The sequence below is a fragment of the Tolypothrix sp. VBCCA 56010 genome (assembly GCF_050875635.1).
GTDB lineage: Bacteria > Cyanobacteriota > Cyanobacteriia > Cyanobacteriales > Nostocaceae > Hassallia.
In genome coordinates, this window is record NZ_JBPAOH010000064.1 from 20,679 (window position 1) to 40,094 (window position 19,416).

The window sequence follows — 19,416 nt, forward strand, 5'->3', positions numbered from 1 at the left end:
GCTACAACGGGGGGAACCCCCGCAACGCACTGGCTCCTCAACGGAGGACGCCTCCGCACAGCGCTGGCTCCCCTTGTCTCCCCATCCCCCCTTTTCCCTTTACGACCTTGCCCTAGTCGGCAATTCATAATTTATACAAATCTTTTAGCAAAGTGTTATCAGCCATAGTCATGAACGGTCAAATATTAGGTGATTCGCTTAACGGCGATCGCTTTGCTTCACGCTATCAAATTCAGCAACAGTTAGGAAAAAAGGCGGGACGGCGATCGCTTTTAGCCCGTAACTTGGAAACTGAGGAATTAGTTGTAATAAAGTTACTTTCTTTCAACAGTGATTTTGAATGGGACGATCTCAAGCTGTTTGAACGCGAAGCCGAAACGTTAAAATCGTTGTCTCATCCCTCTATTCCGCGCTATTTAGATTATTTTGAGGTAAATTCACCTTCTCTTAAAGGATTTGCTTTAGTACAGTCTTATATCCCAGCACAAACTCTAGAGCAATATTTAAACAGTGGACGTAGTTTTACGGAAACGGAAGTAAAAGAAATAGCTAAAAAACTTTTATCCATTCTTATTTACTTGCATGGGCTGCATCCGTCTGTAATTCACCGCGATATTAAGCCTAGCAATATTTTATTGGGCGATGCCTACGGCGGGCGGAGCCAACGCACTGGTAATAGTCCGGGTCAAGTATACTTAGTAGATTTTGGCTCGGTGCAGACTGTTGCCAAAGAAAGCGGAACTCGCACTGTGGTAGGAACATATGGTTATATGCCACCCGAACAATTTGGCGATCGCACAACCTGCGCTTCTGACCTTTATAGTTTAGGTGCAACGTTAATTTACTTGGTCACGGGTTCACACCCAGCAGATTTACCCCTTCATGATTTTCGCATTTCTTTTGACCATCTTACTAATCTCAGCCCCGCTTTTACAGACTGGTTGCGCTGGATGACTGAACCGAGTTTAGAAAAGCGTTTGAGTTCTGCTGTTGAAGCACTTGCAGCTTTGGATGATTCACAACCAAGAATCAGTGCTTTAGCTTTAAAAAAACCAAGTGGTAGTAAAATTCAACTTACCAAAGATAGAGATTCGCTTTTAATTCTCATTCCGCCGGCTGGCTTTCAGTCATCGATGGTGTTCACGGGTTTGTTTGCGATCGCTTGGAATTCATTTATCTTTTTTTGGACAACTGCCGCTCTTGCCGCTCCTTTTCCTGTTAATGTTATCTTTGGCTTATTCTCCCTTCCTTTTTGGGGTGCTGGCTTTCATCTGGCATCTTTGCTACTGTTTCCTTTATTCAAAAGTACCGGATTGCGCTTGACAAAGCAGCAAATTGCCTTCACTACAAAGATATTTGGATTTAAATTTTATCAGCGTCCATCGCTAACACAAGATATTACTAAGTTGGTTTACACATCCAGCCACTTTACTAAAGACTCTCAAGGAAACCGCTTTCAAGTGTCGGCGCAATTAGATATTTGGGCAGGAGTCCAGAAGTATGAAATAGGTATTAATAATCGTATTGTCAAATCTGAAGTTGAACTCGAATGGCTAGCGCATGAATTAAGCGATTGGTTAAGGATACCGATTACGCGAGAAGAGTAGTAAGGACTTTAGTCCTTTCATTAAGCGTTAAAACGCTTACTACTTTTATTTATAGTTAATAAACAAGAGTTGACAGGAGACGCATATGTTTGGACTTGGATGGACGGAAGTCGGTGTAATCGCTATAGTTGCTATTTTAATTTTTGGACCAAAAAAAATTCCGGAACTGGGAAGCGCACTGGGCAAAACCCTCCGGGGGTTTAAAGAGGAAATGAAAAATCCCAGTGAGGAAACCAGTCCGGAAGAAGATGTAAAAAGTTAGGAGTGATGAGTTATGAGTTAAGAGTGAGGAGTTAGGAGTTAGGAGTTAGGAGTTATGAGTGAGGAGTTATGAGTTATGAGTTATGAGTGAAGAAAATATTTTATCTTCTTTGTAACTTTTAACTTCTAACTCCCAACTCCCAACTCCCAACTCCTAACTTTTAACTCCTAACTTTTAACTCCCAACTCCTAACTCTTTGTTCATAAGAGCTTATTTAACACAGAAGATGTCACCCCGATTTGGGAATCTACAACATTAGTTGTAGGATTTTGTTGATGTAACTCCTCTTTTACTAGACCGCGCAGTTTAATTAACTTAATAGCGCGGCTGACACTTTCTGGTAAAATTACCACCAGACTGTTATCAGGAGCCATATCCAAACCTTTGTTAATTGCTTGCGTTTCGTCCATAACGACTTCATAACGGCAATTAGGCTTGACTTGGGTGATGCCTTGGGTAATTAAACTTGCAGCCGAACCTCGTGGACGCCCCCTTGTGTCATCATCTTCTTTGACGATGATGTAGTCGAAAATATCTGCTGCCAGTTTACCTAAAGTAACAAAGTCTTCGTCACGGCGATCGCCTGGTCCACCAACAACGCCAATTCTTTGTCCCGTATTCCAATTCCGGACAAATGAACCCACAGCTTCGTAACTAGCCGGGTTATGGGCATAATCTACCAAAGCGTGATGATTCCCCAAATTAAACAAATTCATTCGTCCCGGCGTTTGACTTACCGAAGCGCGGAAGGTTTTTAACCCTGCCCGAATCTGTTCAATTGTTACATTTTGTACAAACGCCGCCAAAGAAGCTGCTAAAGCATTAGCAATCATAAACGGCGCACGTCCACCCATTGTCAAAGGTATATTTTCTGCCCTTTCGATGCGGTGCGTCCAATCGCCTTTGACTATTGACAAATAGCCATTTTCATACACTGCTGCGACTCCACCCTTTTGGATGTGCTTTCGTACCAAATCCGAATCCGGGTTCATGGTGAAGTAAGCAATATTCGCTTTGGTTTTTTCTGCCATCGCCGCAACTCGCGCATCATCGGCGTTGAGTACTGCGTAGCCATCAGGATACACAGATTCGGCTACCACACTCTTAAGATTAGCTAATTGCTCGATAGTATCAATGTCGCCTATGCCTAAATGATCGGCGGCAACATTTAATACTACACCCACATTTGCGGCTTCAAAACCCAGCCCTGAGCGGAGAATACCACCGCGAGCCGTTTCCAGTACCGCTACTTCTACAGTCGCGTCTTGCAAAATTAAGTGAGCGCTTTGGGGACCTGTATTGTCTCCCGTTTCCACTAAATAATCACCGATATAAGTTCCATCTGTAGTTGTATAGCCTACAACTTTACCTGTTTGCTTGCAAATGTGTGCTAGCAGGCGAGTAGTGGTGGTTTTGCCGTTTGTACCCGTCACAGTGAGGATGGGAATGCTGCTGGCTTGGTCGTTGGGAAACAGCATATCCATCACCGCGCCGGCGACGTTGCGGGGAATGCCAACGCTGGGGGCAACGTGCATCCGGAAACCTGGAGCGGCGTTAACTTCGACAATTACGCCATCAACTTCGCGCAAAGGACGGCTAATATCCGAGGTGACAACATCAAGTCCGGCAATATCCAAACCGATAATTTTGACTACCCGTTGCGCTAGCCAAACGGTTTCTGGGTGGATTTCGTCGGTGCGGTCTACGGCAATACCACCTGTACTGAGGTTAGCAGTTGCCCGTAGATAACAGATTTCACCTTTATTTGGCACGCTGTTGAGGGTGTAGCCTTGTCTTTCTAGTAGCTGATAGCTGGTGCGGTCTAGCTCAATTTTTGTCAGGACGTTATCATGTCCTTCACCGCGATTTGGGTCTTGATTGGTTTCGTCAATTAGTTCGGCTACGGTGGATCTGCCGTTACCAACTACATGAGCTGGCACGCGTTCAGCTACTGCTACGACTTTGCCGTTTACCACTAGTACTCGATGGTCGCGACCGACATAATAGCGCTCAACAATGATTGAGCGAGAAACTTGTCTGGCGGCATCGTAAGCGGCTTCAGCTTCTTCTCTGGTGCGGATATCAATGGTGATCCCGCGTCCGTGATTGCCATCTAAAGGCTTGATGACGATGGGAAAGCCGCCAACGTGTTCAATAGCTTCTGACAAATCGTCCAAGAAGTTGATCACCGTGCCTCTGGGGACTGGCACTCCTGATGCACCGAGGATGCGTTTGGTAGCTTCTTTGTCGCCAGCGAGTTCTACGCCCAAAATGCCGGTATTATCGGTCATTGTGGCTTGCATCCGCTTTTGGTTGGCGCCGTAGCCCAGTTGAATCAAAAAGCGTGCCGGCAAAGGCATCCAGGGAATGCCTCTTTTTTCAGCTTCTTTAACAATTGCTTCTGTTGAAGGTCCTAAGGAAGCATCGCGACACAATTCTTTTAAGTCTTGTAGGTCTTGCTCTAATTCGGCTTTAGGATAGCGACCTCGATCAACTATGCTTTGGCACAACCGCACTGCTGCGCGTGCTGCATAGCGTCCGGCTTCTTCATTCAGGTATTCAATTACTACCTGGTAAACCCCAGGTGTGGCGGTTTCGCGAGTCCGACCAAAGCCTACCTGCATTCCGGATAATTCCTGGAGTTCTAGGGCTACGTGTTCGACGATGTGACCCATCATGGTGCCTTCGCGAACCCGTAACAAAAAGCCACCACGACAGCCAGGGGAGCAATAATGACCCTCCAAACTTGGCAGTGCCTCAACTAATCCTTCATAGAAGCCAGGAATTTCATTCGAGGGCGTCTCGGCGAGATTTTCCAAGTCGAGGCGCATGACTATGAGCTTGTGGCGTCGAATGCTCCAGTAATTGGGGCCGCGTAATGTCTGGATCTTAAGGATTCTCATGGGAATAGGTAGATGGAGATTCGGAACCTTAATTCTAGTTTTCTACTAGTTTCATACTGGAATTGACCGCTAACTGTTCATGACAAACAGTTTTTTCTTTTTACATGGTATGATAGTTATTTTTCTCCAGCTAGCGAGAAATTAGCGGTCAACACAGTGTAACCTCGGATACTCTATTCCGTCAGCTGGAAATACGGTGTACAGCGGGCAGGACGGTGCGTTGGTAGAGGTGAAAGCGATCGCCATGACTGAGGATATGCAGTCGCAGATTATGCACCGTTAGCGGTTCTGAGGCTCCCACATGGGGTTCGTTGGTGTGAGTAACTTCTGTGGGATCGACAATTGTGACACTGCCTTTACCCATAGCTTGCAGCCAACCATCCCTTTCAAACATGGCACAAGTATCTTCATCAATGCCAATGCCTAGGCGATCAGGATGTGCGGCGATCGCGCTAATTAACCTTCCCATCCGATTGCGATTGTGAAAGTGTTGATCGACAATCACTTCCGGAATAAATCCCAAACCTGTTGCCATATCAACTAGAGAACGTTTTGGTGTCTCACCACTACCACCGCCAGCAATCATATGATGCCCCATCACTGCTGCCCCTGCCGAAGTACCTGCCAAGGTAAGCTGCCCTGCCCTCACTCGTTGCCTGATAATTTCCATCGCTGGCGTATCCGCCAACACACCACACAGGCGCAATTGATCCCCCCCTGTCAAAAACACCCCGCTACAGGCTTCTAAGGATGCTTTTGTATTGGCGCTTTCACACTGATCCCGTTCCCGAATGTCTAATATCTCAACCTTTTTAGCACCCATTTCTTCAAAAATCCGGGTATACCGACCACCAATGATGGCAGGTTCGCGGGAGGCTGATGGAATTATTGTAATATAGCCATTGCTAGCACCGGCACGTCCAAAAAAAGTTCTGAGGATCTCACGTCCGTGAACTTTGTCTTCTGCGCCTCCGATAACCAGAACGGCGGTCTTAGTTGCAGATGGTGTCCTCATTTCCAGCGATTTAGCTTTTAATTGCGGCATTGTGTTTCTCCTGTCAACAACCTCGGATGAATAAAACAAGGTTCATTATTTCTGATGATGTTCCTGCTTCGCTTCAAAGGAGGACACTTAAACAGGTGCTCTTGTTGCGGCTTTTGCTGCCAACTTTGCTCTGTTGCTTGACGTAGCAGACACGCGCTGAAGGTAGGGAGAAATTGATGCTTCCTTCAGATCGTACTTCAACGAGCGGTAGTGTCCCTTGCCGTTTCGAGAGCGCAAAGAAGAGTGTTTTTCACCTGTCCTAATTTTCCAGACTGGCAAAATACCGCTTGGGGAAAGCAGGTGGAGCGCACGCTTTTTTCTGAGGCTGGCTTGATGCATCAGGTGGAAGTTGTTAACTTGCTTCGATTATTAATTTAAATGTAGTTGTCACAATATTTAAACATAAATTAAGTAATTAGAAAAACTTTTGCTGGCGCAGAAAATCCAATCTTCTCTGGTACTTTTAGATACTATTGATGAAGCTCCATAAGTGTTTGAGGCAACATCAGTCGGGAAAGGGGCACATCTTGCAGGGGGCAGGGGGCATTGGGCATTGGGCATTGGGGAGCCAGTGCGTTGGACGGGTTTCCCGGCTTGAAGCAACTGGCATCATTGGGCATTGGGCATTGGTAATAATTCTTTCCCTTTCCCTTTTCCCCTTTTCCCTTTCCCCTTTCCCCTCTTTTCCCAGACATGCCAATTTAAGATTAGTGTCCTTGAATACGAATTACTGTGCGCTTTGATATAGTTACGCTATTTCCTGACTCGTTTATCTCTGTTCTCAGTTCTGGGCTGCTGGGTAAAGCCTTAGCCAAAAAAATTGCCGAAATTAATTTGGTTAATCCACGAGACTTTACCACCGACAAGCACCGAAAGGTGGATGATGAACCATATGGCGGTGGAGTGGGAATGCTGATGAAGCCAGAACCCATTTTTAAGGCTGTGGAGTCGCTGCCGATTCTACCTCGCAGAGAGGTTATTTTGATGAGTCCTCAAGGTCAAACGATAAATCAACCGCTGTTACGAGAACTGGCGACAAATTATGACCAGTTAATTGTCATTTGCGGACATTATGAAGGAGTAGATGACCGAGTGTTGCATTTAGTTACCCGCGAGGTTTCTTTAGGTGATTTTGTGTTAACGGGCGGAGAAATTCCGGCAATGGCTTTGATTAATGGAGTGATGCGGCTGCTTCCCGGAACCGTGGGTAAAGCCGAGTCTTTACAATCAGAAAGTTTTGAGGAAGGATTATTAGACTATCCTCAGTATACCCGTCCGGCGAATTTTCGCGGTTGGAAAGTTCCTGATGTGTTACTTAGCGGTAATCATGCAGCGATCGCCAAGTGGCGTTATGAACAGCAACTCAAAAGAACACGCGATCGCCGTCCCGATTTGTTGAATTCGGGGGAGTAGGGAGTGGGGAGAGGGGGGGATGGGGAGAGGGGGGGATGGGGGGACAAGGGGGACAAGGGAGACAAATGCCCCATGCCCCATGCCCAATGCCCCATGCCCAATGCCCCATGCCCCATGCCCCATGCCCCATGCCCCATGCCCAATGCCCCATGCCCCATGCCCCATGCCCCATGCCCCATGCCCCATGCCCCATTACCCATCAACTAACAAATGACTAATATTCGCATTGGTAACGGTTATGATATTCACCGACTGGTGAGCAATCGCTCTTTGATTTTGGGAGGTGTTAAGATTCCTCACGAAGTTGGTTTGCTGGGACACAGTGATGCTGATGTCCTAACGCACGCGATTATGGACGCGATGCTGGGTGCTTTGTCTTTGGGGGATATTGGACATTATTTCCCACCTAGCGATGCTCAATGGGCGGGAGCTGATAGTTTAATGTTATTAGCTCAAGTAGATAAACTGATACGCGATCGCGGTTGGCAAATTGGCAATATTGATTCGGTAGTAGTCGCAGAACGTCCAAAGTTAAAACCACATATTGAGAAAATGCGCGATAAGCTAGCAGGTGTTTTGCATCTTTCACCAAATCAAGTTGGTATCAAAGCCACAACTAATGAAAAATTAGGTCCGGTGGGACGCGAAGAAGGTATTTGTGCTTATGCTGTTGTTTTGTTAATGGCTGAGTAACTTTATTTAACAGTAGTTAGGATGGGAATTAAAGAGTGCGATCGCATAAAATAAACTTGAACTTGGTAGGAAATTAGAACAATGCAAGCTACAAACTTAGAAGATGTAGACTTTCCTGATTTTGTTGCTTTAGACAAAGATAGGCAAGTTATTCTGATAGCTGAAGTCCAAGGTTTTCCATTTGACTTCAAAACAAAAAGGGCAAAAGAAAATGCTATCTCGCAACTTAGTGATTACTTGCAAGCTGCAAAAACGTTGATTCCTTTTGCTATGCTTGTTGACGTAGAAAATATTATGATTTTTCAATGGGACGGAAAACATTTATCAGAACCGATTCTCTGTCTTAATACTCCTGATGTGCTGAGTCATTACGAACCAGAATTCAGCAAGAAAAAAATATATAATCTTTACTTAATAACGCTTACAGAAGCTTGGTTGCGAGACTTAGCTTATCATTGGAAATCGGAAATACCACCTTTGACAAAACCGATGGCAGATATTGGTTTATTACAACTATTAGAAGATGGAACTACTCAAGTTTATTAGCAATTTGCTGTGATACTTTACGTTGAAACTAATTTTTTGATGGGCATTGCTAAAGGGCAAGATCCGCAAGCAAAAAATTTACTTTTTAATACGCTGACATCTGTTTGTCTAGCAATACCGAACATTTGTTATGTAGAAGCTCTTACAACATTGGAGCAAGAGGAAAAATACAACAAAGATTTCCTTTGCAGGTTAGATATTCAAATTAATCAAGCAGAACGAGATAAAATTTCACAAAAATCACAGTTATTACTTTCGCTACTAAACCAATCCAAAGTTAGCTTTGTTGAACACAAGAATGAAATCGTACAAGGTTTTGATATAGCTTTTAACCAGCTTATCAACAAAGCGGAAGAGATTCCATTAGCAACAGAAATTATTCAGCAAAGCTTAGGGAGAAATATACTTCAAAAACATCTGATAGATAAATTAATTTTAGAGTGTATAATTCACCATGCACTCTTACATACTAGTGAAACAAAAGTATTTTTAAGTAGTAATTCTAAAGAATTTGGGAAACGGGAAGTTGTAGAAATATTACAAAATATTGGTATTCAGTATTTCAGCAAAACTCAAAACTTCCTCGGTTGGCTACAATCTCAGTTACCTTAGCAAAAGACTCAAATATTGAAATTATGAAATTTACGAGCATCTTTTCCACAATCAGGCGTTTTCGTTTATCAGTAATTCTGGCTTTAATTACAGCACTTACAGTTAGTGCCTGTAACCCAGCTAATTTCAGAACCGAAGCAGCTCAGGTATCGCAGCTTGTCGTCGCTGTTTTGGGTGAGCCTTCAACTTTTAACCCAGCGCTGAATGAGTCGGCATATAGCGTTTTTGGTTTTATCTTTGACTCGTTGATGACAACAAACCCGTTCACGACTAAGCTTGAGCCTGCTTTAGCTGAATCTTGGCAAGTTACTGATAATGGACAGCGGATTATAATTACCTTACGACCAGGACTTAAATGGTCAGATGGTCAACCAATGACGGCGGATGATATTGTTTTTACCTACAAAGACATTTACCTAAATCCCAAAGTACCTACGCCGACTAAAGATGCTTTGAAAATTGGCGAAAGCGGTAAGTTGCCAACAGTGAAAAAACTCGACGATCGCCGAGTAGAATTTAGAGTACCGGAACCGTTTGCTCCTTTTTTAAGATTAGTAGGTGGAATAGAAATTTTGCCAGCGCATATTTTGCAAAAGTCTATCCAAACGAAGGGTTCTGATGGCAATCTTCAGTTTCTCTCAATGTGGACGACTGGAACCAATCTGAAAGAAATTGTTGGTAACGGTCCCTATGTAATGGAAAGCTATATTCCCAGTCAGCGAGTAATATTCCGGCGCAACCCTTACTATTGGCGCAAAGATGCTCAAGGTAATCCTCAACCTTATATTGAGCGAATTGTTTACCAAATTATTGAATCTACTGATAACCAGTTAATTAGTTTTCGTTCTGGACAATTGGATGATTTAGAAGTTGCTCCGGAAGGATTTAGTTTGCTGAAGCGAGAGGAAAAGCGAGCGAAATTTCAAATATATAACGGTGGACCAGATACAGGTACAACTTTTATTTCTTTCAACCTGAGTAAAGCTAAAAATTCCAAGGGTCAGCCTTTTGTAGATCCAATCAAGTCTCGCTGGTTTAATAAAAAAGAATTTCGGCAAGCTATAGCTTATGCCCTTGACCGCGAAACGATGAAAACAAATGCTTTTCGGGGATTGGGTGAGCTGCAAAATTCCTTTGTTTATGTCAAAAGTCCTTTCTTTTTGTCACCAGAAAAAGGTTTAAAGGTCTACAATCACGATCCAGAAAGAGCGAAAAAATTACTTTTACAAGCAGGGTTTAAATATAATGCTGCAAATCAATTAGTAGATGCTGACGGTAATCAAGTACGATTCACTTTGCTAACTAATGCCGAACGGAAAGTTAGAGGAGATATGGCAGCGCAAATTAGACGCGATTTGGCTAAACTAGGCATTAGAGTTGATTTGCAAATTCTCAGTTTTAACGCTTATTTAGATAAACTGAAAGTCGCCCAAAATTGGGATTGTTACCTTGGTGGTTTTGCAGGAGGGGGAATTGAACCTCATTCTGCTAGCAATATCTGGAGACTTAATGGGGCATCACACGCATTTAATCAAGCTCCACAACCGGGAGAGTCGGGGATAACTGGTTGGGAAGCTGCTGACTGGGAAAAGCAAATTGACCGCCTTTATATTAAAGGAGCGCAGGAAGTTGATGAAAACAAGCGCAAGCAATATTATTACGAATATCAGCGTATCGCTTCAGAAGAGTTGCCGTTTATTCATTTGGTGGAACGGTTGAATTTGCAAGCAGTACGCGATCGCTTCTCTGGTGTGAAGTACACTGCTCTTGGTGGTCCATTCTGGAACCTCTACGAATTGAAAGTAACTGATTAGGGAATGGGGACTAGGCTTCTGGTTCCCAGTCTCAGACTGGGAACGCACATCTGGAGGCTCTGCCTCCCTCTTAAGACAGATGAGGCAGAGCAAGATTGTATGCATTCCCTGTCAGAGCCAGGGAACGAGAGAATCCAAAATTTAAAATCGTTGTGACTGAACCTGAAACTTTGCGATCGCTCTTAGAAAAAGTTGCTCATGGTAACGTTACTCCTGATGTAGCGTTAGACAAACTGAAAAACTTGGCTTATGAGCCTGTTGGTGAGTTTGCCAAAATCGACCATTATCGTCAACTGAGAACCGGTTTCCCAGAGGTGATTTGGGGACCTGGCAAAACTCCCGCTCAAATTGCTCAAATTATGGAAGTGATGCGATCGCGTAACCCGGTAGTGATGGCTACGCGAATTGAACCAGAAGTATATACCACACTTGAAGCAAAAATTCAAGGTTTGCGATACTTCGACTTGGCGCGAATTTGTGCTATAACTCCCCCAACTATCGAACCTCAATATTCTGGTAATATTGGCATTCTTTCGGCTGGTACTGCCGATTTACCTGTGGCTGAAGAAGCTGCTGTGACTGCTGAACTTTCTGGTTTCCGCGTAGAACGCCTTTGGGATGTCGGTGTCGCTGGTATTCACCGCTTGCTGAATAACCGCCATGTGATCGATTCGGCTTCGGTGTTAATTGTCGTCGCGGGGATGGAAGGCGCTTTACCCAGTGTAGTCGCGGGTTTGGCAGATTGTCCGGTAATTGCCGTTCCCACTAGCATCGGTTACGGTGCAAGTTTTGGTGGGTTAGCGCCCCTCTTGACAATGCTCAATTCTTGTGCAGCTGGAGTCGGGGTAGTGAATATTGATAATGGCTTTGGCGCAGCAGTTTTAGCGGGGCAGATTTTGCGGACTGCGAATAAGTTGGGGACTAGGGACTAGGGACGCTTGGACTGGGGGAGTGGGGGAGAGGGGGGACAAGGGGAGGACGAGCGCGAGTGCGTATTTTCCACTCGCCACTGCGTTGCGGAGCCAGTGCCGTGGGCGGGTTTCCCGACTTGAGGCATCTGGCGTTGAGGTTCCCTCCGTTGAAGCATGTGGCGTCCCCGCCCGTGGAACGTGTCCGTGGACAGGGGGGACAAGGGGGACAAAAGCGACGGGCGTGGGGACAAGGGGTAAGGGAAAGAATTATTACCAATGCCCTTCGGACGGCAGGTGCCGAAGGCGTTCGTGACCTTTGCACGGCACTGCCGATGGCGGACACACTGCTCAAGTCGGGCATTGCCCTGACTGTGCAGGTGTCCTCCCCAATGCGATAGGGCCCCTTGTCCCCATCCCCTATGCGATTACAGTTGCGATCGCCTTTTCAAGAGCTTGCAATGCTGTTTCTACTTCTTTTTGTGTCACAATCAAGGGTGGAACAAAGCGGAGAACTTTGGGTCCTGCGGGTACGAGTAATAAGCCTTCGTCCATAGCAGCTTTGACGATATCAGGTGCAGTTAGCTGAATATCTGCTTGCAACTCCATCCCGTTGATTAAACCCCAACCGCGTACTTCAGTAATTATATGGGGATATTTGGTGGCGATCGCTCTCAACCCATCTCGCAATTGTTCGCCCCGATCCTGCACATTCTGTAAAATATTCTCTTGTTCTAATGTCTGACAAACCGAAAGCGCGACTCCACAGGCAAAAGGATTGCCACCGAAGGTGCTAGCATGTTCCCCAGGTTGGAAAACATCGCAAAATGACTTGCTCATCATTGCGCCGATGGGGATACCACCACCCAAGCCTTTAGCACTGGTGAAAATATCCGGCTCAACGCCAAGATTTTCGTAACCCCATAATTTACCGCTGCGTCCCATCCCGACTTGCACTTCATCGAAAATCAGCAAAATGCCGGTTTCATCGCATATTTTCCGCAGTTTTTGGAAGTAAGCAACGTCACCCGGACGCACTCCGCCTTCTCCTTGCAATGGCTCGATCAAAATCGCCGCCACGCGATAATCACCTTCATCAAGTTCGCTAATTGCAGCTTCGACTGCGGCAATATCGTTGTAAGGTACATAGTGGAATCCCGGCACTAATGGGTCAAAGTGTTTTTGATACTTCGGCTGTGCGGTAGCGGTAACTGTCGCCAAAGTCCGTCCGTGGAAACTGGCATGAGCTGTTAATATTATTGGTTTTTCAATTTGTAATACTGTGTGTGCGTATTTTCGCGCAAGTTTAATTGCACCTTCATTCGCTTCTGCCCCGGAATTGCAGAAAAACGCGCGATCGGCACAGGAATGTTGCACTATCCATTTTGCTAACTCAGCCTGTTCGGGGATGTAGTACAAATTAGAAACGTGGTGCAACTTTTGAATTTGCTTTGTCACCGCTTCTACTAAAGTTGGGTGGGCATGTCCTAAGGTGCAAGTGGCAATTCCAGCAACAAAATCCAGATATTCCCGCCCTTGTGTATCCCAAACGCGGCATCCTGCGCCTTTTTCTAAGGCTAGGGGAAACCGCGCATAAGTGGACATGACGACTTGATTAAAGCTATCTGCATCAAAGGGAATAGATTGTACAGAATCTGACTGTGGAGGTATTGTCGTTTGTTTTAAAGTCTGCATACTTACTATCGCCTAGAAGTGAAAGTTTTTTATCGTATAGTCATTTACTAGTTTGATAGAAATTACGAAAAATTTCTTATTATTTGGGAATTGGGCATTGGGGAGATGGGGAGATGGGGAGATGGGGGGACAAGGGGAGGACGAGCGCGAGTGCGGTGAGTCCACGGGCGCGGTTGCCTGTACCGTCCCGTCGAAGTGGCTCTCCCGTTGGGGGGTAGAGGAGTGAGGAACGTGTCCACTGGACTTGGGGGACAAAGAGATAATTTTTTTTTCGATTACCAATTACCGATTACCAATTACCAATTACCAATTACTAATTACCAATTACCAATTCTCCAAAAGAGTGTCAGTGGTGAAAAACTGTGTATTCAACGCTTGAGCAAAAATATCGTCGCATTCAAAAAGAGTTGATGGCAGGAACCGCTGCCCTCGGTGGTGTCTTTATCATTGGGACTTTATGGTACAGGTTAGTAGAACAGTGGAGTTGGGAAGATGCAGCTTATATGACGGTGATTACCTTGGCTACTGTGGGCTATGGTGAGACAAACCCGTTAGGAAACCGAGGACGGTTGTTTACGATCGCCTTAATTTTAATGGGTGTGATCACAATCGGTTACATCGTCAATAGATTTACAGAAGCTGTAATTCAAGGTTATTTTCAAGAAGGAATTCGATTACGACAACATCGGCGTTTAATGGAATCCTTGTCAGAACATTACATCCTTTGTGGATTTAGTCGAACTGGTCGTCAAATTGCCAAAGAGTTTCGGGCAGAAGGCGTACCTTTTGTAATTATTGATTCGGAGATTGAATCGGTGCGAAGAGCACAATCGGAAGGTTTTACATTATACCAAGGGGATGCCACGTTGGATGAAACTCTCTATAAGGTTGGCATAGAACGGGCAATTTGTATTGTCGCTGCACTGCCTTCTGATGCCGAAAATTTATATACAGTATTATCAGCAAAAACACTGAATCCCAATATTAGGGCGATCGCCCGCGCCAGTACAGAAGAAGCTGTGCAAAAATTACAACGCGGTGGTGCTGATGCGGTGATTTCTCCTTATATTACTGGGGGTAAAAGAATGGCAGCAGCTGCCCTCAGACCGCAGGTAATGGATTTTGTTGATGGTATTCTCACAGGTGCAGACCGACAACTATATATGGAAGAAGTTTTGCTCGATCCGGCAATTTGTCCGTATCTCGGTGAAACTTTGCAGAAAGCAAGATTGCGATCGCAAACTGGGGCATTAATTCTGGCAATTCGTCGCACCGATGGCACTCTCATCGGCGGTCCTACTGGCGATACTATTTTATTACCTGGAGATTTGCTGATTTGCATGGGTACAGCTGAACAATTGCGTAACCTAAACCAAATCCTTGGACCAATTGGTTCTCAGAAAGTGCGTAAACCGAAAAATAGCTGATGGGGAGTGGGGAAGTGGGGGAGTGGGGGAGTGGGGGAGTGGGGAAGTGGGGGACAAGGGGGACTCCTTGGAGACAAGGAGACAGGGAGACAGGGGGACAAGGGGGATAAGGAAACTAAATGCGTGAATGCGTGACTGTTGACTGTTTGACTATTGACTATTGACTCTTTGACTATTGACTACTAACTAATGACTCTTGACTGACCTCTTGCCAACCATGCATGGGGGCTATGTTTTTAGTTACCGATTCGATGATCGTTGGGGGAGCTTCGGATATTAAGATGCTTGGATAAACTGCCATACCCCAATTAGGATGAATTAAGACACGGCATTTATTTTTCAGCACTGGATAGTTAAGTAAAGCTTTGACAACGGCAGTGTCGTCGTGGGGAATTTGTCCGGGATGGGAAAGTAAGGGATAGCCGGTGCGGGGGTCGATTATGTCTGTGAGATAATCGCGATCGCGCAGATTAAAAGCTACGTCACAGCCAAACCTCATAAACTTTTCCCGCAAGCGTTCTTTTTCTTTCTCTATTGTATTCGTACTTTCTACTAATTGATATCGCGATCGCTGTAAGACAATCACCACCCAAAAATACGGCTGATTTTTCCAATCTGGTAATATCCGTTCGCGGTTGGCACAGATATACTCAGTGGGCAAATGAATAGAAATCTGAACTGCTTGTCCCGGTTTGCCAACTAAATTAATGGGACAGCCTTGCTCCGAAGTGTAAACGTTGGGGTAGTTCACTACATTTATTCGGTTTTTGCAAGTTTTGTATTTAAATCCTTGGTTTCGATGATAACTCTTAAACATTCATAAAAATCATCAATTTTACATAATATGTTATGTTTATTTGGATTCATTGTTACTAAAATGCGAATTTTTAATCGCACTTTTATCGTTTCTTAACTTGTGATGATAGTACTTACTTATATTCAAAGGCAATTTCCGGATTTATGCAACGTTATATAGTTAGAGACGCTCATGGATCGCTTGCGTCTCTAATTACCATTAGGACTTACGCAAAAACTGCACGCAACTCTCCCGAACCTCCGTGTACTCTCTCTTGAAAAGGTCTGATCGGACACGCCCAGCTTTGATCGGAGGAAACCGGAGCTCAAACTTCAAAGGAAACCGGAGCTCAGACTTTTCGCTGCGTTCTGGTGCGGTTTGTTATTCCATAACTTGTGCGTAAGTCCTGACCATATTGAAAATCGTAGTTAGGAAGGTATGAGCACTCAACGATGAAAAATCAAAAAAGAAGGAATTGGATACGAGCAAGTAAATTAATTCAGTTTTAAAGCATTGACTGGAACTTCATCCCAAGAATCAACTGTTCGCAATCGCGCTATCCAACCAGTTGCTTTTTGTATCTGAGTCAAATTGTCTTCAAAAGATTGATGACAATCTTTTGCCTGAGACTCATCACAACAAGCAATACAAGCATGAATCATGCCAGACGGATCAATTTGCTCGTTCACCCAAATAGTCATGGCGTAACCTCTGGAAATCTTTTGCCAAAAAAGGAATTTGCCATTTTAGAATACTACCAAAGCCTTAATTAGTTATGAGTTGTGAGTGATGAGTTATGAATTAATCACTCATGCAGCTTTATGCACAAACGGGGAAGAGGGGGTAACAAACACAAAACTTAAGCTTAGGGCGTGTTTTCGCCTCGATTTTGAATTGCCAATCAGCCCCTTGCACCCGTCACATAGGCAGCAGTTAAGGGATGTTGGGGATTCTCAAAAATTTGCTTTGTAGAACCTGACTCAACTAACTGTCCAACACCATCCTGCACCCAAAACAAGGCAACTTTATCTGCGATGCGCTTGGCTTGCGCTAGGTTATGAGTAACAATCAGCAAGGTATAACGCGATCGCAAGCTAACAATCAAATCCTCGACAATCGCACTAGAAATAGGATCGAGAGCGCTACAAGGTTCATCTAACAACAAAATTTCTGGTTGCAAACCCAAGGCTCTAGCGATGCACAAGCGCTGTTGCTGTCCCCCAGAAAGCGCTAATGCAGAAGTATGCAGTCGGTCTTTTACCTCATCCCACAGTCCCACGTCTTGTAACGTTGTCTCCACAATTGCATCAATTTCTTCTCGGTTGCGGATACCATGTTCTCGCAAAGGTAATTCCAGATTTTTCCAGATAGATAAAGGAAAAGGATTGGGCTTTTGGAATATCATGCCGACTTTGCGTCGCAGTGCGATCGCATTTATTTTGGCATCCAGCACCTCTAAAGTCCCGATGCGAATTTTCCCTTCTACCCGACACTGGGGAATCAAATCTGTCAACCGATTGAGACAACTGAGAAAACTAGTTTTCCCACAACCGGAAGGACCTACCAAAGCAAGTATTTCCCCAGCATTCACGTCCAAGGTGATATTAGCAAAAACTATTTTTTGCCCATATTGCAGGGTCAGGTTCTCTGTTTGAATCAACGGTTGTGAAGTTCTATTCGCAGCGAGATAGTATTCTGGTTCCATCAAGTAATAATTCTCCTATGCAGCCAATTTTCTGCAATCCATGCTGCGGTACCATTAATCAACAGTAGCAATAACAGCAAGACTAATGCTGAGGCGTAGGCATTGGCATCTCCCCCGGAGACATTCATCGACAAATCAAAAATATGAATCGAAAGTGAACGTCCAGAATTTAGCAGTGATTCCGGCATTCTATCCACGTAGCCGCTAGTATAAATTAAAGCTGCTGTTTCCGCAATTGCTCGACCAATACCAAGCACCATTCCCACGACCAAACCGGGGACGGCAGCGGGTAACAAGATTTGAAATAAACTAGTAGTGCGGGAGAAACCAAGGGCAGCAGCACCTAATCTATACTCGTTTTCGACGGCGCGAAATCCTTCTTCTGTGGAGCGAATTAAAATTGGTAGCACCATACACGCTAGAGTCAGCCCTCCTGACAAAATGGAAAACCCCAATCCCAGAACTTTGCAAAAGAAGACGTTGCCAAACAACCCGAAAACAATTGAGGGCACTCCTGCCAGTACGTCTAAACTGCGTCGCACCAAGGCGCCAAACAAACTATCAGTTGGGGTGAATTCTGCCAGCAGTACGGCAGTACCAACGCCGATGGGGATGGAAACTGCCATACACACCCCCATAATCAGCACGGTGGAAACAAGAATCGGAGCAATTCCCCCAACTCTTCCAGCATTTTCCGGTTCAGTCGTCAGAAATTCCCAGGACAAGTGCCCCATACCATGCCAAAGGATGTCGCTAAGTATCCAGAGGAAAATACCAGTAACTATAGCCGCAGTTGCCCAAACAACGATTGTTGGCAGCCAATCTTGATAATTCATCAAATTTTGGCTGTTTAAACTTTTTTTAGCCATCATATTCTCCGGGGGACTCCGGCAGAGCGCGAAGCAAGCCGGAGAAGGTAGTACGTTCTAATCTACTGGTTCGATGCCAGTAGATTAGACAATCTTCTAGTTGTCAACACGATTAATCCCGTGTTTCGCTGTACCAGTAGAGATTTTTTGGGACTGAAGCGCCCCAATCTGCGCCAGTCAGGATCGCTGACTGACAAAGCTTTTTCTGTATCGCCACTGCAATAACCAATTTCGCCACTTGGGGTTTTAACTAAGTCACCCTTCCTAAATCCGTGACGAGTAACGGTTCCACCATACTTACGACGTATTCCACCCTTGGCTGGAACCATCAGATGTAGTTGACGGCGTGATATTGGAGGTCTGCGAATTACACAAAATGGCGCAGGAGTTATGCATACATTACCCTTCCAGCCCATTGATTGACGGTCAATAATGCCGTATTTGATGAAAACACTACATGCTAAAGCAACACCGTCTACCGCATGAGTAGCAGGAATCGCATCGCCCTTTGAGTGTTTCTGTTTTTCTAGTTTTAATTGGGTACGGATTTGCGCTGTTTCCCATCCATTAACTTCGTGTACGTTATCAAAAGCGCTTTTCAACCTGTCTAGTTGCCAAAATTGCCCCACCATCACGGGACTAAATCCTTTATCCCCACGAGCTTTGATGACTTCGTAGGCGACAGTCTCAAAAGGGAATATCAGAGTTAGTTCGTCTAAGACGCGCCACTCTAAATCCCTGTTAGCTCGTATGCTGGGAGGAATCTTACAACCCCTACGATTATCAAATCGCTTCTGCCGATGAGCGCGAAGTTTAAAGGCAACTTTGCGGTTGATACGGCGACCTCGGCGATTTCGACGCATTATAGCGCGTTGCTCGATGCGGTCTTTGACGTTTTTAAATGGTAATTGGAGGTGCGCTAACCACAGGGTAAATTTGGCTGACTGCACCCCAATCCCGGTGTAATTAAACTCAGCGAGACTGTCACCAGCCCCGCTGGTCTTCAAAACCGTGCGTAACACTTTCGCGTCACACGGCTCCTCAATGGTTTGGTGCTTGTCACGCATACCTCATTACCCATTTGTCCTCGACTCTTTCGAGTCTTTTGGTGGGCTTAGGCT

Annotated in this window: 22 protein-coding genes; 12 read left to right on the top strand and 10 right to left on the bottom strand. The window is 45.0% G+C overall.

Annotated features, from left to right (window positions below; translation table 11 throughout):
• Positions 1-170: 170 nt before the first annotated feature.
• Positions 171-1,607, top strand: a complete 1,437-nt coding sequence (locus AABK37_RS21210; protein ID WP_432553514.1) for a serine/threonine protein kinase — start codon at positions 171-173, stop codon at positions 1,605-1,607.
• An 85-nt stretch (positions 1,608-1,692) separates the two neighbouring features.
• Positions 1,693-1,869, top strand: coding sequence for a Sec-independent protein translocase subunit TatA/TatB (locus tag AABK37_RS21215; protein ID WP_432553515.1), 177 nt, complete (start codon positions 1,693-1,695; stop codon positions 1,867-1,869).
• A 200-nt stretch (positions 1,870-2,069) separates the two neighbouring features.
• On the opposite strand, the gene cphA is transcribed toward AABK37_RS21215, so the two are convergent.
• The 3 genes from cphA to AABK37_RS21230 all read right to left on the bottom strand — a co-directional run bounded on the left by cphA (position 2,070) and on the right by AABK37_RS21230 (position 6,512).
• On the bottom strand, positions 2,070-4,772 hold the full coding sequence (gene cphA / locus AABK37_RS21220) for a cyanophycin synthetase (protein WP_432553516.1): 2,703 nt from the start codon (positions 4,770-4,772) through the stop codon (positions 2,070-2,072).
• A 181-nt stretch (positions 4,773-4,953) separates the two neighbouring features.
• The gene (locus AABK37_RS21225; protein ID WP_432553517.1) at positions 4,954-5,817 is read right to left on the bottom strand and encodes a cyanophycinase; all 864 of its coding nucleotides are present in this window, start codon (positions 5,815-5,817) and stop codon (positions 4,954-4,956) included.
• Positions 5,818-6,287: 470 nt separating this feature from the next.
• Positions 6,288-6,512 carry a hypothetical protein gene (locus tag AABK37_RS21230; RefSeq protein ID WP_432553518.1) on the bottom strand — a complete coding sequence of 75 codons (225 nt, stop codon included), beginning with the start codon at positions 6,510-6,512 and terminating at the stop codon, positions 6,288-6,290.
• A 37-nt stretch (positions 6,513-6,549) separates the two neighbouring features.
• On the opposite strand from AABK37_RS21230, the gene trmD reads away from it, so the two are divergent.
• The 7 genes from trmD to larB all read left to right on the top strand — a co-directional run bounded on the left by trmD (position 6,550) and on the right by larB (position 11,827).
• Complete coding sequence (trmD, locus tag AABK37_RS21235) at positions 6,550-7,230, top strand: tRNA (guanosine(37)-N1)-methyltransferase TrmD (RefSeq protein ID WP_432553519.1); 681 nt, start codon at positions 6,550-6,552, stop codon at positions 7,228-7,230.
• A 19-nt stretch (positions 7,231-7,249) separates the two neighbouring features.
• Positions 7,250-7,444 (top strand): hypothetical protein, encoded by a 195-nt coding sequence (locus tag AABK37_RS21240; RefSeq protein ID WP_432553520.1) that lies wholly within the window; start codon positions 7,250-7,252, stop codon positions 7,442-7,444.
• Positions 7,441-7,923 carry a 2-C-methyl-D-erythritol 2,4-cyclodiphosphate synthase gene (gene ispF, locus AABK37_RS21245; protein ID WP_432553521.1) on the top strand — a complete coding sequence of 161 codons (483 nt, stop codon included), beginning with the start codon at positions 7,441-7,443 and terminating at the stop codon, positions 7,921-7,923. The genes AABK37_RS21240 and ispF overlap by 4 nt, the downstream gene beginning before the upstream one ends.
• Positions 7,924-8,004: 81 nt before the next feature.
• The gene (locus AABK37_RS21250; RefSeq protein WP_432553522.1) at positions 8,005-8,469 is read left to right on the top strand and encodes a hypothetical protein; all 465 of its coding nucleotides are present in this window, start codon (positions 8,005-8,007) and stop codon (positions 8,467-8,469) included.
• A 9-nt stretch (positions 8,470-8,478) separates the two neighbouring features.
• Positions 8,479-9,081 carry a PIN domain-containing protein gene (locus AABK37_RS21255; protein WP_432553523.1) on the top strand — a complete coding sequence of 201 codons (603 nt, stop codon included), beginning with the start codon at positions 8,479-8,481 and terminating at the stop codon, positions 9,079-9,081.
• A gap of 23 nt (positions 9,082-9,104) precedes the next feature.
• Complete coding sequence (locus AABK37_RS21260; protein ID WP_432553524.1) at positions 9,105-10,895, top strand: ABC transporter substrate-binding protein; 1,791 nt, start codon at positions 9,105-9,107, stop codon at positions 10,893-10,895.
• 152 nt (positions 10,896-11,047) lie between these two features.
• Positions 11,048-11,827, top strand: coding sequence for a nickel pincer cofactor biosynthesis protein LarB (gene larB, locus AABK37_RS21265; RefSeq protein WP_432553525.1), 780 nt, complete (start codon positions 11,048-11,050; stop codon positions 11,825-11,827).
• On the opposite strand, the gene AABK37_RS21270 is transcribed toward larB, so the two are convergent.
• Entirely contained in the window at positions 11,824-11,982 is a 159-nt protein-coding gene (locus tag AABK37_RS21270) for a hypothetical protein (RefSeq protein WP_432553526.1), read from the bottom strand. The two genes, larB and AABK37_RS21270, sit on opposite strands and share 4 nt — an antisense overlap.
• A 15-nt stretch (positions 11,983-11,997) precedes the next feature.
• Between AABK37_RS21270 and AABK37_RS21275 the strand changes: the two genes are divergently transcribed.
• Positions 11,998-12,204: a hypothetical protein gene (locus AABK37_RS21275; RefSeq protein WP_432553527.1), complete on the top strand. Its 207-nt coding sequence runs from the start codon at positions 11,998-12,000 to the stop codon at positions 12,202-12,204.
• Between the two features lie 19 nt (positions 12,205-12,223).
• On the opposite strand, the gene AABK37_RS21280 is transcribed toward AABK37_RS21275, so the two are convergent.
• The gene (locus AABK37_RS21280) at positions 12,224-13,498 is read right to left on the bottom strand and encodes an aspartate aminotransferase family protein (RefSeq protein WP_432553528.1); all 1,275 of its coding nucleotides are present in this window, start codon (positions 13,496-13,498) and stop codon (positions 12,224-12,226) included.
• Positions 13,499-13,729: 231 nt separating this feature from the next.
• Here AABK37_RS21280 and AABK37_RS21285 point away from each other — a divergent pair, with 231 nt between their 5' ends.
• Positions 13,730-13,909 carry a hypothetical protein gene (locus AABK37_RS21285; protein WP_432553529.1) on the top strand — a complete coding sequence of 60 codons (180 nt, stop codon included), beginning with the start codon at positions 13,730-13,732 and terminating at the stop codon, positions 13,907-13,909.
• Positions 13,861-14,925 carry a potassium channel family protein gene (locus tag AABK37_RS21290; protein WP_432553530.1) on the top strand — a complete coding sequence of 355 codons (1,065 nt, stop codon included), beginning with the start codon at positions 13,861-13,863 and terminating at the stop codon, positions 14,923-14,925. The genes AABK37_RS21285 and AABK37_RS21290 overlap by 49 nt, the downstream gene beginning before the upstream one ends.
• Before the next feature lie 172 nt (positions 14,926-15,097).
• Here the strand turns inward: AABK37_RS21290 and AABK37_RS21295 are convergent, their stop codons facing one another.
• The 5 genes from AABK37_RS21295 to AABK37_RS21315 all read right to left on the bottom strand — a co-directional run bounded on the left by AABK37_RS21295 (position 15,098) and on the right by AABK37_RS21315 (position 19,362).
• The gene (locus AABK37_RS21295) at positions 15,098-15,676 is read right to left on the bottom strand and encodes a methylmalonic aciduria and homocystinuria type D protein (protein WP_432553531.1); all 579 of its coding nucleotides are present in this window, start codon (positions 15,674-15,676) and stop codon (positions 15,098-15,100) included.
• A gap of 539 nt (positions 15,677-16,215) precedes the next feature.
• A complete protein-coding gene (locus AABK37_RS21300; RefSeq protein ID WP_432553532.1) occupies positions 16,216-16,422 on the bottom strand; it encodes a glycogen debranching protein in 207 nt (68 codons plus the stop codon).
• Between the two features lie 200 nt (positions 16,423-16,622).
• The gene (locus tag AABK37_RS21305; protein ID WP_432553533.1) at positions 16,623-17,426 is read right to left on the bottom strand and encodes a phosphate ABC transporter ATP-binding protein; all 804 of its coding nucleotides are present in this window, start codon (positions 17,424-17,426) and stop codon (positions 16,623-16,625) included.
• The gene (gene pstA / locus AABK37_RS21310; RefSeq protein ID WP_432553534.1) at positions 17,426-18,298 is read right to left on the bottom strand and encodes a phosphate ABC transporter permease PstA; all 873 of its coding nucleotides are present in this window, start codon (positions 18,296-18,298) and stop codon (positions 17,426-17,428) included. Before pstA ends, AABK37_RS21305 begins: the two co-directional genes overlap by 1 nt.
• A gap of 59 nt (positions 18,299-18,357) precedes the next feature.
• Complete coding sequence (locus AABK37_RS21315) at positions 18,358-19,362, bottom strand: RRXRR domain-containing protein (protein ID WP_432553535.1); 1,005 nt, start codon at positions 19,360-19,362, stop codon at positions 18,358-18,360.
• Between the last annotated feature and the right edge of the window lie 54 nt (positions 19,363-19,416).

Bases quoted from the DNA above. Each gene is read 5' to 3' on its own strand.
- AABK37_RS21210 (WP_432553514.1), top strand. From the start codon at position 171: ATGAACGGTCAAATATTAGGTGATTCGCTTAACGGCGATCGCTTTGCT.
- AABK37_RS21215 (WP_432553515.1), top strand. From the start codon at position 1,693: ATGTTTGGACTTGGATGGACGGAAGTCGGTGTAATCGCTATAGTTGCT.
- cphA (WP_432553516.1), bottom strand. From the start codon at position 4,772: ATGAGAATCCTTAAGATCCAGACATTACGCGGCCCCAATTACTGGAGC.
- AABK37_RS21225 (WP_432553517.1), bottom strand. From the start codon at position 5,817: ATGCCGCAATTAAAAGCTAAATCGCTGGAAATGAGGACACCATCTGCA.
- AABK37_RS21230 (WP_432553518.1), bottom strand. From the start codon at position 6,512: ATGTCTGGGAAAAGAGGGGAAAGGGGAAAGGGAAAAGGGGAAAAGGGA.
- AABK37_RS21240 (WP_432553520.1), top strand. From the start codon at position 7,250: ATGGGGAGAGGGGGGGATGGGGGGACAAGGGGGACAAGGGAGACAAAT.
- ispF (WP_432553521.1), top strand. From the start codon at position 7,441: ATGACTAATATTCGCATTGGTAACGGTTATGATATTCACCGACTGGTG.
- AABK37_RS21250 (WP_432553522.1), top strand. From the start codon at position 8,005: ATGCAAGCTACAAACTTAGAAGATGTAGACTTTCCTGATTTTGTTGCT.
- AABK37_RS21260 (WP_432553524.1), top strand. From the start codon at position 9,105: ATGAAATTTACGAGCATCTTTTCCACAATCAGGCGTTTTCGTTTATCA.
- AABK37_RS21270 (WP_432553526.1), bottom strand. From the start codon at position 11,982: ATGCTTCAACGGAGGGAACCTCAACGCCAGATGCCTCAAGTCGGGAAA.
- AABK37_RS21280 (WP_432553528.1), bottom strand. From the start codon at position 13,498: ATGCAGACTTTAAAACAAACGACAATACCTCCACAGTCAGATTCTGTA.
- AABK37_RS21300 (WP_432553532.1), bottom strand. From the start codon at position 16,422: ATGACTATTTGGGTGAACGAGCAAATTGATCCGTCTGGCATGATTCAT.
- AABK37_RS21305 (WP_432553533.1), bottom strand. From the start codon at position 17,426: ATGGAACCAGAATACTATCTCGCTGCGAATAGAACTTCACAACCGTTG.
- pstA (WP_432553534.1), bottom strand. From the start codon at position 18,298: ATGATGGCTAAAAAAAGTTTAAACAGCCAAAATTTGATGAATTATCAA.
- AABK37_RS21315 (WP_432553535.1), bottom strand. From the start codon at position 19,362: ATGCGTGACAAGCACCAAACCATTGAGGAGCCGTGTGACGCGAAAGTG.